The organism is Christiangramia lutea (genome assembly GCF_022489035.1).
GTDB classification, from domain to species: domain Bacteria; phylum Bacteroidota; class Bacteroidia; order Flavobacteriales; family Flavobacteriaceae; genus Christiangramia; species Christiangramia lutea.
In genome coordinates, this window is the sequence record NZ_JAKVTV010000001.1 from 815,823 (window position 1) to 830,387 (window position 14,565).

At 39.2% G+C, this 14,565-nt stretch carries 7 protein-coding genes; 1 reads left to right on the forward strand and 6 read right to left on the reverse strand.

Annotated elements, in window-relative coordinates:
* Positions 1-17: 17 nt before the first annotated feature.
* The 3 genes from ML462_RS03740 to ML462_RS03750 form a co-directional block, all read right to left on the reverse strand.
* Positions 18-1,481 carry a RagB/SusD family nutrient uptake outer membrane protein gene (locus ML462_RS03740; RefSeq protein WP_240712385.1) on the reverse strand — a complete coding sequence of 488 codons (1,464 nt, stop codon included), beginning with the start codon at positions 1,479-1,481 and terminating at the stop codon, positions 18-20.
* 4 nt (positions 1,482-1,485) lie between these two features.
* Complete coding sequence (locus tag ML462_RS03745) at positions 1,486-4,503, reverse strand: SusC/RagA family TonB-linked outer membrane protein (RefSeq protein WP_240712386.1); 3,018 nt, start codon at positions 4,501-4,503, stop codon at positions 1,486-1,488.
* A gap of 240 nt (positions 4,504-4,743) precedes the next feature.
* Positions 4,744-7,530 carry a helix-turn-helix and ligand-binding sensor domain-containing protein gene (locus tag ML462_RS03750; protein WP_240712387.1) on the reverse strand — a complete coding sequence of 929 codons (2,787 nt, stop codon included), beginning with the start codon at positions 7,528-7,530 and terminating at the stop codon, positions 4,744-4,746.
* 213 nt (positions 7,531-7,743) lie between these two features.
* Here ML462_RS03750 and ML462_RS03755 point away from each other — a divergent pair, with 213 nt between their 5' ends.
* Positions 7,744-11,343, forward strand: a complete 3,600-nt coding sequence (locus ML462_RS03755) for a bifunctional metallophosphoesterase/BamA family protein (RefSeq protein WP_240712388.1) — start codon at positions 7,744-7,746, stop codon at positions 11,341-11,343.
* A gap of 67 nt (positions 11,344-11,410) precedes the next feature.
* Here ML462_RS03755 and ML462_RS03760 read toward each other — a convergent pair whose 3' ends face one another.
* From ML462_RS03760 to ML462_RS03770, 3 genes are all read right to left on the reverse strand, one after another.
* Complete coding sequence (locus tag ML462_RS03760; RefSeq protein WP_240712389.1) at positions 11,411-12,082, reverse strand: haloacid dehalogenase type II; 672 nt, start codon at positions 12,080-12,082, stop codon at positions 11,411-11,413.
* Positions 12,083-12,137: 55 nt separating this feature from the next.
* Positions 12,138-12,701, reverse strand: a complete 564-nt coding sequence (locus tag ML462_RS03765; RefSeq protein WP_240712390.1) for a lipid-binding SYLF domain-containing protein — start codon at positions 12,699-12,701, stop codon at positions 12,138-12,140.
* A 157-nt stretch (positions 12,702-12,858) separates the two neighbouring features.
* A complete protein-coding gene (locus ML462_RS03770) occupies positions 12,859-14,565 on the reverse strand; it encodes a hypothetical protein (protein WP_240712391.1) in 1,707 nt (568 codons plus the stop codon).

A 14,565-nucleotide genomic window follows, 5' to 3' on the forward strand; every position in this document is an offset into this window, starting at 1 on the left:
TAATTCAGTTTAGTATTTTAATAGCCTGGGTTTTGTTCCCAGATGTTACCTGTTAATTCTATTTCGATAGCTGGAATAGGGAATAATTCATGCTTTCCGGTCTGGAAACCATCAATTTCCTCAGCTGCTCTTCCGGTTCTAACCAGGTCGAAGAAACGATGTCCCTCTCCTACCAGTTCCAGTCTGCGATCTTCATAGATCTGCTCAAGCAGTTCATTTCCAGAAAAGGCCACCTCTTCAAGCCCGGCTCTTTCTCTAACCATATTTAAATATTCCCTGGCCAATTCTTCGTTGGGGGAGGCTTTTTTATAATTTGCTTCAGCAGCCATTAACAGAACATCGGCAAGCCTGATAGCCCTGTAATTGTTCGGGTTGGTAAGGTTCGCATCACCAGTGTTAAGATCACCCTGCCTGGCGATATACTTTCGGTTGTAGTAACCAGTATGCTCATAACCTTCCACATAAGTAGCTCCGGTTTCTGCTGCCCAGGCTTCGATATCCAGAATGGCAACATCCTTTCTTATATCATCTGCCCCAAATTCATCTACCACTTCCTGAACCGGAAGATTGAAACTAAATCCAGATTCGAAAACCGGTCCGGCGTAATTCCTGATACCGTTGAATCCAACCGCTACATTTCCTTCACTACATTGCAAACATCCAAATCCAGCTCCTTCCTGATCTGTATACTGAACTTCGAATACAGATTCTGAATTGTTCTCTCCTTCAGGCTCGAATATACTTTCATAATCCTCTACTAAAGAATAAGGCCCGTTAATTACAGGTTCGAAAGCTGTACCAGCTTCTGCAAATTTTTCCTGGTATAAATAAGCTTTCCCTAAAAGTGCCTGAGCTGCCCCGGAGGTAATTCTCCCTTCCTGTTCCTGGGTTACCGGAAGATTGGAAGCGGCGAAAATCAGATCATCTTCGATCAACGTATAAACCTCCTCTTTAGGTGTTCTTGGAATATCGAATTGTTCTCCAAAATTGATCCTCTTATCTACAGCTAATGGCACATCTCCAAACCATTTTACCAGTTCGAAATAGTAATAAGCCCTTAAAAATCTTGCCTGTGCAATGATCTCGTTCTTTCCTTCAAAATCTATTTTATCCTGAAATTCAAGCACGTAATTGGCACGATTCACCCCTGCGAACATCCAGCTCCATATATCTCTTAATTGCTGGTTCACGGGAGTATGCCTCATATCGTCTATTTCCTGGATCCCAGGTACGTCGGTAGCACTCTCTCCACCGGCAAGCGTATTATCTGAAGCGATCTCTCCCAACATCACATTAAGATAGGTAGATTGCAAAAGGTCATACGCTCCAACTAACGCGAGATCGTATTCTTCTGGTGTATTAAAATAGGTCTCAGAATTCTCATCTGGGCTATCTACATACACGAAGTCATCACTACATCCAGATACTGCCAGCATAGAGAGGGCAAGTATCCAATTGATTGTATATAATTTCGTTCTCATCTAATTAAAATTTCAAATTAATTCCTAACATATAAACTCTAGGTACAGGGTAGAATCCCTGATCTATACCACCCCCAATTGGATCTCCGCTAGAAGCAGAAGGATCATATCCCTGGTATTCAGTAAGGGTAAACGCATTGTTTACCGAAGCGTAAATCCTGAATTTCTCTACACCTGTATTGTTAACCAGGTCTGAATCCAGGGTATAACCCAGTTGTATATTTTGCATTCTTAGGTATGAACCATCCTCTACATAGAAATCTGAAAACAGATTATTTGTGTTCGCACCAATGGTCACTCTTGGGAAACTATCGGTAGATCCGGCTCCTGTCCATCTTCCCAGATATGAATTCGTTCTATTGGTATTTGGCTGATTACGCTCATAATTTCTCACAATGTCATTGCCTATAGACGCGAAAGCGTAGGCGTTAAAATCGAAATTCTTATAAGTAAATCCAAGGTTAAGACCCATAGTAAAATCTGGGATAGGGTCTCCAATATTCACCCTGTCATCTGTATCTATCATTCCATCACCATTCTGATCTACGAAGCGAAGATCTCCAGGAAAGGCATCAGGTTGAGAACTAGCATTTATTTCTTCCTGTGTCTGGAAAAGTCCATCTGTTTGAAGACCGTAGAAATAACCAAGAGGCTCTCCTGCCTCCATTCTTGAAGGTGGCTCCTGTCCAATTCCGAAAGATCCACCGGTTAAGAAAGCATTATCGCTATCAACAAAAATAACTTCGTTATCCAGAGCCGTCATATTATAGTTAATATTGAACTGAAAATCATCGTTAACCGCCTGGTTATAACCAATAGAGAATTCAAGTCCTTTATTCTCTACAATACCGCCATTAATCACGGGTGGTGCAGCTCCGGGAGCTCCTACTCCAAGGATTCCAGACACCTGTGAAACCACCAAAAGATCTTCAGTTCTTCTTTTGAAGTAATCCATGGTAATATCAAGCTTATTATCAAAGAACCTGGCATCCAAACCTATATCCAGAGTTTTTTGCTTTTCCCATTTTATTTCAGGGTTACCTAAAGCTCCTCCTGCTTTACCAAAAACAAGTTCATTATCGAAAACATAAGTTCCTTCACCGTTAAGTAGGGATACAAATCTGAAAGCAGGAATCCTGTCGTTCCCTATGATCCCGTAACTCCCACGTAATTTCAGGAAGCTTAGAATTTCTGAATCAGCAAGAAATTCCTCGTCTGAAATCACCCATCCTACAGATCCTGAAGGGAACCATCCAAATTTGTTCTCAGGTCCAAAGGCTGTAGAACCATCCCTTCTAATGAGGGCTGAGAATAGGTATTTTCCACGATAGTTATATTGTAACCTGCTGAAGTATGATAGTAACCTGGAATCAAAGAAGTCACCTCCATTCTGGTAGGCATCCTGAACTTCCACCGCGTCTTCAATACTAGCACTTTCATAATCGTTGGTTGGCAGTTCAAACCCGGTAAGTGAAGATAGCTCCCCCTGGGTCTTGAATACAGACATACCCAGTAAAACCTTCAAATTATGATCGCCGAAGCTGTCATCATAAGTAAGGAAATTATCCCAGGTGTAATCCCTGTAGATATCGAAGTTTTCAGTTACGTTATTTCGATCTACGTTAAATACTTTTCCTGAACCATAGAATACTTCAGGAGCAAAAGACTTTCCATCTACTTCAGAATAGTTGAATTGAAATTGAGTTTTTGCGGTTAGTTTGTCCCACAAAGTATATTCAAGTCCACCTACACCACTAATTTTATTTATCTCAGTGTCATTATAGGTGTTCGCAATTTGAGCTAAAGGATTAATTACCTCGTTCCCTAAACCTTCTGCAAGTGTATATTCTCCATTTTCATCGAAAACACTAAGATTCGGGTTCATGTTTACGGCGTTGAAAAGAACAGAACCAAGAGCATTTTCAGCAAGAGTACTCCTGTTGCTGTTAGTATAGATTCCTGATACATTAATTTTCAGATTCTCAATAATCTCAAGATTATAGTTCATTCTGGCAGTTAGTCGGTCATATTCAGACTTTCCGCTTCCAACGATACCGTCCTGATTGAAGTAGGATGCGCCAAAAGAATATTTGGACTTTTCACCACCGCCAGAGACGTTCAGGTTAATGTCTGAAATTGGGGCAGTGGTAAATACCTCGTCCTGCCAGTTGGTTCCCTGACCCAGATTTCTGAAATTAGGATAAGGAGGATTTTCTCCTGCTGCAGCATAAGCTTCATTTACTATAACCGCATACTCTGTAGCATCGAGTAAAGGTAATTTTCTGGTAGTTTCCTGAATTCCGGTATATGCATCCAGTTCAACCGTCAAATCTGCATTATACGCACCAGATTTTGTGGTTATAAGGATTACACCGTTAGCTGCACGTACTCCATAGATACCAGCCGTGGCATCTTTTAATACGTTAATGCTTTCAATATCTTTTGGGTTAATTACACTAAGATCCTCTATTACGTTACCATCCACCAGGATAAGCGGATTATTATTCCCGTTGGTACTAATACCTCTAATAGAGATTGTAGAAGCACTACCTGGTGAACCGGAAGTAGAAGTGATATTCACCCCGGGTACTGTTCCCTGTAAGGCCTGTTCAACACGAACCGGGTTAAGGTCTTCAATGGTTTGTGAACCAACCACGCTTACGGCTCCGGTAACTTCCTTTTTACTTTGTGTTCCGTAACCAATTACCACTACTTCATCCAGAGCTTCAGAATCTGTAAGTAAGGTCACATCAATAGTTCGCTGATCAACAACTGTGATCTCCTGGGTTTGAAAACCGAGATAGCTAAACTGGAGTACATCCCCCTGGGAGATATCATCAACTGTATAATTTCCGTCAAAATCGGTAGTAGTACCTCTTGACTCATTTTTTACAATTACATTAACCCCCAGTAAAGGCATTCCGTTCTCATCGGTAACATTTCCACTCACCGAAAACGATTGAGCGTATGCACCGAAAAACCCGCTTAGAAATACAATCAAAAGACAGGTAAATTTCCTCATGTGAATAATTATTAAATTTGAATTCTCAATATATTAACATAGTCTTAGGAGAAAATGAAAAAGACCTTTACAAAAAATCTACAAATGAGGATTTTTAAAATAAATTCACCTCATTTTACACAATTCACAATAATTACAGGGGTTTCCGGGGATAAATGAAAACGCAAAGGTTTTCGTTGATTTTCAGCATAATAACTCAATGTAGTGGTAATGTAGAGTTATTTTGAAACCTTGTTAAGGTTATAAAGCAAGAATATATTCTGTTAGATTCGTTTCACGGTCTAAATCCATCTTTTTACGCAAACGATATCGTTTTATTTCCACGCTTTTAACTGAAATATTAAGTAAAGGAGCGATTTCTTTTGAAGAAAGGTTCAATCTTAAATAAGCACATAATTTCAGGTCGTTGGAAGTTAACTCTGGATGCCTTGCTTTTATCTTCTTGAAAAAATCCTTATCGGCACTATTAAAAGCCTTTTTAAAGAACTTCCAGTTATCCTCTTCGCTAATATCTTTATCTATGGTCTTTATAACTGAACTCACTTTAGATGAATCTCCCGAATTCTGAAGTTTCTCCTTTATGCTAGTGAGAAATTCGTTTTTCTTGATAAGGCTCATCGTAGAAACGGCCAGCTCCCGGTTCTTATTTGCCATATCCTGTTCCAGTTTTTCATTCTGAAGTTTAATGATCTCCTTTTCAGCTTCCAGATTCTTTAACTGCAAGGTCTGTTCACGCTTTGCGATCATTTTCTTATGATGCCTTTTATTGAATAAATGCACCATTACCAGGATCAAAACAAAGCTTAAGAAATAACCCACCAATGCCAGGTTACTCAAATAATAAGGCCGATTTATGGTAAAATTATAACTAACTGCAGGGGTTTCAAATTTGCCAACCCTGGCCCTTACCTCGAATCTATATTCCCCAAAATTAAGATTCTTAAAATTCGCTTGATTCGAATCTGTCCATTCACTCCAATTCGAACTTAATCCTACCAGGCGATAACTGTAAACAGCATTCAGATATTTATCATGAACCGGGGCACTAAAGCTGAAGTTGATATTATTATGGTCGAAATTAAAATTTCCTTCTTCACCAAATACTACTTTTTCAGGCTCGGCATCCAGCGCACTTATTTCAATGAGATCGAGGTTTATTGTAAGTTTTGGATCTTCCTCTTCGGTGTCGCGAATTCTTAGATATCCATTCGCAATTCCAAGAAGGTAATCGTTTTCTTCCAAATTTGAGATATTCTCATAACCAACGGCAATATTCCTGAAATCCTGATCTATATATATAGACCTTAGATCATAATCCCTGCTAAGAGTCCCGGGTTTAATGTAAAAAATCCCTTCATTACCAAAACCCCATAATTTGGCTTTATTTTCTTCACTCACCATTTTTCCGGAAACCCTTTCGAAACCATCCAGGGTAAAATTCAATTCATTTTGCTTAGAAAACAAATCTTTTACAGGATCATATTTATAAATATTCTCCTTAGAACTATAATAAAGTGTGTCATTAAATTCGAAAATGCTGGAGGTAATACCAGACTCCTCAGTGAATTCATAATTTTTGATATTTTCAATTTCTGCCAGGGAATCCCCTACTCGAATTTGAAATACCCCTTTATGTTCATTACCTATCCAAATCTCTCCGGTATCCTTGACTTCAATAAATTTGGAAGAATGCGGAAAATCCTTAAGCATGGGGATTACCTCAAGATCTTCGCCAGATATTCTTATAAAACTTATCCCATTATAATGCCCCTGAATAAAAACATCATCAGCATACTTTTTTACAAGCCAGGTACCTAATCTATCACATACCTTTACCGCCTTATCACCAAGGATTCGAAAAGTTCCGCTATTATGACCACACCATAGAATACCCCCCAACTTATCTATGAACCATACCTGACCTTCGGTACCATCAATGATCTGGAATTTTTCTTCATTCTCTTTCCTTAGATATAATCCCTGGTTTGTACCCAGATAAAGGTTTCCATTTTGCTGAAATGAGGCATAAACAGATCCTATTTCACCACGAATATCCTGAAATGAACGAAATGAAGATTCTAAATCTATCTGACTGATTCCATAATCAAGACCGGCCCAGATATTTCCGGAATCATCTTTGAATAGATCCAACACCGTATTATTAAGTAAAATGTTTTCCTGGTTAAAAACATTAACAGGTTTCCCTTTAGAGTCAACCCTAATAACACCCTTGCCTACTGTTCCCAGTACGAGTCCTCCTTCATCCAGGTCTATGGCATCTAGAATATTCGGAAAACCAAACTGTTCATTAAAAGAGGTATTTTGCCTGGTTAGTTTTTGCCCGTCCCAGCGAAGGAATTCAGATTTACCGGAAATAATCCTCAGTTCTGCATTATTGTAATATAGATGCATTACAGCGATCTCTCCCAATTCATCTGGTGGGATTATAATTTCCGGATCTCCATTGGTCATCTTGAAAAGTCCTTCTCCAACCAACTGAAAGTATAGTTCTTCTCCTAGTTTAAAAATGCCAGAGAATGGTTTGCTCCATATGTTTTCCATCTGGCTTAGATCATCCCTCCCGGCATCGTAGAAATAGATGCCGTTAAAACTTCGGAAAATAATTAGGTCGTCCAAATACTCGATATCCCAGAATTGTTCCCCATCCACTATTCCATTCGGAAATTTTGGAACCAGGCTTTCATATTTTAATCTGCCGAATTCATCTTTCTCCCAGTAACCAGCTTCCATGTAGGCACCCGTGTAAACACGTTCTCCTACAACTTTTAGAGACCTTACAATGGTATTATTCGGTACAGGATATAGTTCCCAGTTTTCTCCGTTGTATTCCAGTAGACCCGTACTATTTGCGAAATAAAGGTTTTTATTTTCAGCCTGGTCAATCATCCAGTTCTGGTTACCTGCCGAATATTGGTTAGGTCCAAAATTGACTACCGGAGGCAATTCCTGCCCCACTAAACTGCAAAAGGAGAAAAGAAATATTAATAAGCTGAAATATCTGATCAAAGGGCTATGAAATTATAGCCGAAAGTTAACCATCAGTGCCAAAACACGAAAATTTTAAGCCTATTTAAAGTCCAATATTATTAGTAAAATTTTTAGGCTACATTGTTAAAGTATTATAAATGCCTATGAGAATGCCTCAAAATTAAATTTTTTTGAAGGTTAAGCGAAACTAAGCCCAAGTTATCTTTAACAACCAAACAACCTAATCTTAATATGACCAATATTATAGAAACCCTACCTTTCAAATCAACCGGCTTACCATTATCACTTTTTCTTTTATTCCTAATTCCCTTTTTAGGTTCTGCTCAGCAGAATGAGATATCTCATTCGGTATATATTACTTCCAATACCGCATTAAGAACCAATGAGGAGAATAAGGCAATACTAAGCAGAATTGTAGAAGATTCTAAAGGAGGAGATTCAGCAAGCCTGGTTATTATAGGAAACATAGTACCAAAATCAGGCTATCCAGATAAGGATGGCGGAAGGGATCTGGTACAGGAAGATCTAAAAAAGAATCTTCTTGAACAGATAAAAGGTTTTAAGGGAAAAGTATTCTTCACTCCTGGATATAACGAGTGGCAAAAGGATGCCCCAGATAATATAGATGATCTAGAATCCTTTCTCCAGGATAATTCTAATGCCGATTTCAATCCAGATGATGGTTGTCCTATAGAAAGCGAAAGCCTTAATGATGATGTTCAGCTTATCATGATAGATTCCCAGTGGTATGTTGAAGACTGGGATGAACACCCATATATCAATAATAAATGTGAAATAAAAACCAGGGCTCAGTTCCTAGAAGAATTTAATGATGAACTAGAGGATAGCCAGAAAAAGACCATCCTGGTAGCTGTTCATCATCCGATAATGTCACAAACCAAACTGGGTTTTTTCCAAAAAATGATCGGTTATGGCACCCAGACACGACGGAATCCCAAGATGAAAAAGCTTTTGAATTCGCTCGAAGCCCTGGCTAAACAATATAACGATGTTATCTTTCTTTCAGGAAAGGATCAAAATTTACAGTTTGTAAGGGACGACCGGGTGGAACAGGTTATTGCCGGTGTAACTTCTAAACCGGAAAAAGCCAGGCCAGATGAAGACAATGGTGATTTCGCAGCATATGACCTTGGTTATGCAAAATTAAAGGTGAACAGGAATGGAAGCTCTAACCTGGAAATCTTCAAACTTACAGATTCCGGATCTGAGGAAATATTCAATGAAAAGATCGTGCTGGAACGCCCCACCCTGGAGGAAGTAAACTGGCCAGAAAACAAACTTGGAGCCACTACCAGCGCCTCTGTTTATACCCAGGAAGAAACTGATAAAGATGGATTGTATAGGGCTATCTGGGGAGAGCATTACCGCCCGCTTTATAGCAGAAAATTTGATTTTCCTGTGCTGTACCTAGATACCATTCCTGGAAATCTGAAGGTACTTGGTGCCGGAGGAGGGCATCAATCCAGATCACTAGGATTTATAGATGATGAGGAACACGAATTTACTCTCAGGGCCATCAAAAAAAGCGCACTGCAGTTCCTTCAAACTACAGTTGTAACTACTCATTACGTTGAAGATTACCTGGAGAACACAGTCGCTGAAAGATATGTACAGGATTTCTATACCACCGCTTTTCCGTACGGAACTTTCCCCGCTAGCAGATTTATGGACGAACTGGATATTTACCACCCTAATTCCAGTTTGTATTATGTTCCGAAACAGGAAGCTTTGGGAATTCACAATAAGGATTATGGAGATGAACTGTATATGTTCGAATGGCACGTGGGAGGCGAAAATAAAGACCTGGACATTTTCGGAAATGCAGATGATATCCTGAATACCTCAGACCTTTATCTTGAAGTAAGAGAGACTAAAGATGCCTATGTAGACGAAGATATGTTCATTAGGGCTCGCTTACTGGACATGCTTATGGGAGACTGGGACAGACATTCCGGACAATATGAATGGGCTGAGTTTGAAGATGAAGATGGCAAAAAAAGGTATTTACCCATCGCCAAAGACCGGGACCAGGTTTTCCCGAAAACTGACGGATTTGCCCTGGCCATGCTTAGGGTTGCCTTTCCACAATTCAGGGCCATGGAAGAATACAGCCCAATGGTAAAAAGGCCAAAATGGTTTAATATCGCAGGATATCCCATAGATAAGGCTTTCATAAGAAATGCCGACTGGGAAGAATGGAAAAAACAGGCAAATTATATCCAGGAAAATATTACTGACGAAGTAATTATGGAAGCTTTCAATGTGCTGCCAGAAGGAATCGCAAATGACGAATACGTGGCCGAAATCAAGGAAATCATGAAAGCCAGAAGAGGAAATCTTGAGCAAATAGCCAGGGATTACTACGAACACCTTTCAGAATTTGATGTTTTTATAGGTACAGATGATGATGACGAATTTCTTATCACCCGAAAACCAGATGGAGTTACCACTATAGAAATGACCAATGAAGATGGTGAAATTGCCGCTCAGAAATCATATAATTCAGATATGACCAGGGAGATCTGGGTTTATGGCCTGGATGGAGATGATAAATTCAAGATAGAGGGTAAAGGATCAAATCTGGTAAGACTGAAAGTTATTGGTGGAGAGGAAAATGATACTTATGATTTCCAGAATAAACGCAGAGCGAAATTATATGACTATAAGAGCAAGGATAACACCATAAAAACTCCGGGAGCTCGAAAAATGCTGGTAGATTCTTATGATATCAATAATTATGATCCCAAGAAGAAAAAGATTAGACAGTTTACACTGTTCCCGAGCGCCGATTTTAATTCAGACCAGGGTTTTAGCCTTGGGGTAAGCAACACCTATACTCTTTATGGATTGGCAAGAAACCCATTTACTGCCAAGCATAATGTAACGGCCAATTATTATTTCGCTACCAAAGGTTATGATATTGGCTATACAGGTGAATTCGCTCATTTTTTTCATAACTGGAACCTGGGTATAGATGCATATTATTCCAGTCCTAATTTTGTAATTAATTATTTTGGGTCTGGAAATGACACAGAATACGACCAGGATGATGTATCCAGAGACTTTAACAGGGTAAGAATTCAGAAATGGAGATTTTCACCTTCTCTTATTTATCGCAAGAGTGAAAACGTGCATTTCGACATTAGGCCTATGATAGAATCTTTCGAGGTTTCGTATGATGAAGGCAGATTTATCGCTGATGCCTTCGATCCCGGAAATGCAGTATTTAACAGCCAGTTGTATGCTGGGGCCGAATTAAATTATAATTACTGGAATAAAGACCGGGTTGCTTTTCCTTCCAGAGGAGTGGAACTAGACCTAACCGCGGGATACAAAAGCAATATAGATGAAAACAATAATAAATTTGGTTACGTAAGACCAATGCTGGCACTAAACTACCCACTTCATGAGAGCGGTTTTGCCACGATCGCAACCAAAATTGGAGGTGAGGCTATCATAGGTGATAATTATGAATTCTACCACGCTGCAACTTTAGGTGGCGGGAATGATAACAGCCTTAGAGGTTATAGAAATGAACGCTTCAATGGTAAATATGCCTTTTACCAGAATATTGATGTGCGAAGCGGAATCACCCAGTTTAGAACCGATTTTATTCCTATCAGGATTGGAGCCAGTGCAGGGTTCGATTATGGACGTGTATGGCTGGATGAAGATAACAGCAACGAATGGCATACGAATTATGGAGGTTCAATCTTCATTAATGCCTTTAAAGCCTTTACGGGTAATATAGGTTACTATGTTGGTGATGAAGGAGGACGATTGAATTTCACCTTTAACTTCGACTTTTAAAAATTGTAAGAGATTAAAATTGAAACCGCGTAAGTACAAACTTCACGCGGTTTTTATTTCAAGTACTTTAAACGGTTAACTCTTTCACCAGATTCAGGATATTAGAAGTTCGAATGGTAGGTTTTTCTGCCAGCGGGAATAAATATTTTCCGCTTCTTTGAATAAACGCAGTTCTCAAACCGTATCTCTGGGCACCGCTTATATCCCATGCATGGGCTGCAACCATCATCGTATGTTGCTTTTCCAATTCACCGGTCTTTAAAGCATAAGCGTAGGCATCTGGATGTGGCTTATACCTCTTTCCTCCTTCCACGCTGAGAATATGGTCAAAGAAATGCTTAATTCCGGCAAATTCAAGCTGATCATTCAGCACATCTGGTTTGCCGTTGCTGAAGGCTATTAGGTTAAATCTGGCATCTTTAAGAATACCTAAAGCTTCGGCAACCTCGGGATAAGCCTGAAGTTCTTTTATTGGACTCAAGATCTCAGTGACCTTTTCATCTGAAAAGTCTTTATCATATTTCCTGGCCTGCATTTTAAAAACAGCTGCGGCAATACTGCTAAAATCGTGATAACTTCCGGTTATGGTTTCCACCAGAGAATAATAAAGTAATTGTGAGAACCATAATTCAGAAGCACGTTGGTCTCCTAAAGCATTATTGATGCTTAAACTTAGGGGTTCAAGATCTAATAGAGTCTCATTAACGTCAAATATTAGGTTTTTGATTTGATTCTTCATGCATATAAAATAAAAAAGCCGGTCATAAACCGGCCCATATTCATTTTTAAAAGGATTACATATCCTGGTATTTAAATTTCTGCCCACCTACTGAAATCTCGATCATGGCACCACCTTTTGGCATGGTAACCACAGCCATTCCATCCTCGAAATTCACAGTTTTCGAAGCTCCCTCGGTTATGGCTACGGCAGAAACACCTCCGGTGAATTCCAGTTCACTAGACTTGAATTCGTCAAGGTCCTGTTCAGTCTGAAAGAAAATAGCTTCTCTAAAAGCCTCTCCTCCAATTTGAAGACCAACATCTACCTGCCTTAGTTTAGCCCAGCCAATTTGTTTGCCTCCCTGGTAAACTACACCATTTCCGGCTGCGCCACCTGCGATGAAAGCTCCTTTTCCCACGTTAGGAAAAATTACGTAGCCGTAGGCATCATCGGCTAGCTTAGCTACATCTGCGTTGTTTTCCTTTAGTTCCTCAAGTGCGTATTTCGCATCCACTACCAGGTTTTCCTTGTCCTTATCCTTAATAAAATCCTTTTCTTTCGTTTGTGCGTTAGCATCAAAATTCAATACTAAGGAAAAGATAAATATCAGAAGTCCGTAGTTTTTCAACTTTTTCATAATCCTATTTTTATAAATTAGAGGTAAAAGTTAGCAAAGTATCAATTAACTTACTGTTAACCAGATGTTATAAGAATCTATTTTAACATCCGAGGCATCCAGCAAATTATTAGCTGGTTCAAAAACCCGAACTATCTGTAACAATTCTGGTCTTAATTCAAAGCTTATCAGAAACCTGGAATTCTTTGCTTATGGAAACGGGTTTTCCTCCCTGAAGAAAACCTTCTACTCTTATTTCGAAAACACCACTGATATCTGAGGTATAAAATTCAATGTTACTAGATTCTATTTTTGGATTCCAGAGCAACTGATACCTGTAATCTGGGATCCTGCTTAGTTTTTCTCCCGCTGAAGTATATTCAGGTGAATAGAATTGCTTTTCATTTTCCACAGGATGCAATTCTAATTCATATCCCTCGTCTGATGGATAAAAACTCTGATTCTTGGTTCTAATGCCCAGCACACCCTGGTAGAAAGCCGGGCCATAATAATATTTATCAATTAAAACACTGATGGATTCAACCGTGTTCGGATTTAAATTATAAACATCCATATGATCTGAAATAGCTATTCCGTCAACCAGGATTAATGGAATTCCTCCTGTGGCATTCGGATTTTGAAAATCTGAGATCTTTACGACCTTTTTCCCGGCTTCATTTCTAAAGGAAACGTAATTTACGATTTCCACGAAAGTTTCGTTCATAGTGCTGAACCTGGTATATTCATCCAGAACATATTCAGTAGCTTTATTTCCATAAAACACTTTATCTATTGGGTAATTATAGACGGAATCTGCTTTTACGGATGCATAATATTGTTCGATCTGGTGATGTACTATCCTTTCACTTAACTCCTCCTCATTTAGCTGATGTAGGGGTATTTTTGGAAAATCCATATTGGTGAGATCCATGTCCAAGGAATCCCTGCTTATCCTGTAAGTTTGACCATCTTCAGCCACGACCTTAAGCCTGGCTGTTGAATAATCAATCAGGTCTGAAATTTGAAAATTGAACTTCCCGTTATCATCTGTACTATAGACCCTGAATTTATCTGGCCTGTTTGGAACCGAAAAGGTGAGATTCATCTTCTTATTCACCAGTTCGTCATTAATATTTAGAACCCTCCCGCTGATACTCTGACCACGATATTCCGGCAAATTTCTAAAGCTGAAATTCCCTGAACCCCCTTTTGATAATTCAACAGCTCGCATAGGACGGGCCATGACCGTGGAATCAATTTTTCGAACCGAAATTGACAAATTAGACCTTTTCAATTCACTCTCTGAAAGATCCAGGTTCAAACTCAGTTTTTCCCGTGTTCCAGCAGACTCACTGTTCAAATTGATATCAAAAGTTGCCGGGTTTTTATCGGTCGCTGCAGTGACGGGTCTTGTATTTTCGTCTTTTTCGGCAAAAATCCTATCCTTTTCTATTTCCAGATATGGATTTATAATGAAGATATCACCCATAAATACTCCGGGATCCTCATAATTGCTCATCCACCTTGTAAAACCAACGAGTTTATAACTTCCAGACGCAAGGGAGGACGGGATTAAAAAATCTGAATAGGCTGCTCCCGATTCCAGATCCAGTGTATGCTTAAATACCACGTTTTTATCTGAGTCAAATAAAACTACATAGGCAACCTTACTGATGTTGCTTGTTTCCAGGTTATTTCCCTGTAAGTTGTATAGGGCATATTCCAGAGTTTCCCCGGGTAGAAAAAATGAGGAATTATAATGTAAATAGATCCTTTCTGCCTTTTCCCCGGGTGCATCGATCAATTGAGACGATAATTGCTGTGCCTGGTTCAATTGTGAAAGCAAAAGGGCAAAAACGATTAGATATTTAGATATTTTTTTCAT

Excerpts from the sequence above, each read along its gene's own strand:
- ML462_RS03740 (WP_240712385.1), bottom strand. The coding sequence starts at position 1,481 with ATGAGAACGAAATTATATACAATCAATTGGATACTTGCCCTCTCTATG.
- ML462_RS03745 (WP_240712386.1), bottom strand. The coding sequence starts at position 4,503 with ATGAGGAAATTTACCTGTCTTTTGATTGTATTTCTAAGCGGGTTTTTC.
- ML462_RS03755 (WP_240712388.1), top strand. The coding sequence starts at position 7,744 with ATGACCAATATTATAGAAACCCTACCTTTCAAATCAACCGGCTTACCA.
- ML462_RS03760 (WP_240712389.1), bottom strand. The coding sequence starts at position 12,082 with ATGAAGAATCAAATCAAAAACCTAATATTTGACGTTAATGAGACTCTA.
- ML462_RS03765 (WP_240712390.1), bottom strand. The coding sequence starts at position 12,701 with ATGAAAAAGTTGAAAAACTACGGACTTCTGATATTTATCTTTTCCTTA.
- ML462_RS03770 (WP_240712391.1), bottom strand. The coding sequence starts at position 14,565 with ATGAAAAAAATATCTAAATATCTAATCGTTTTTGCCCTTTTGCTTTCA.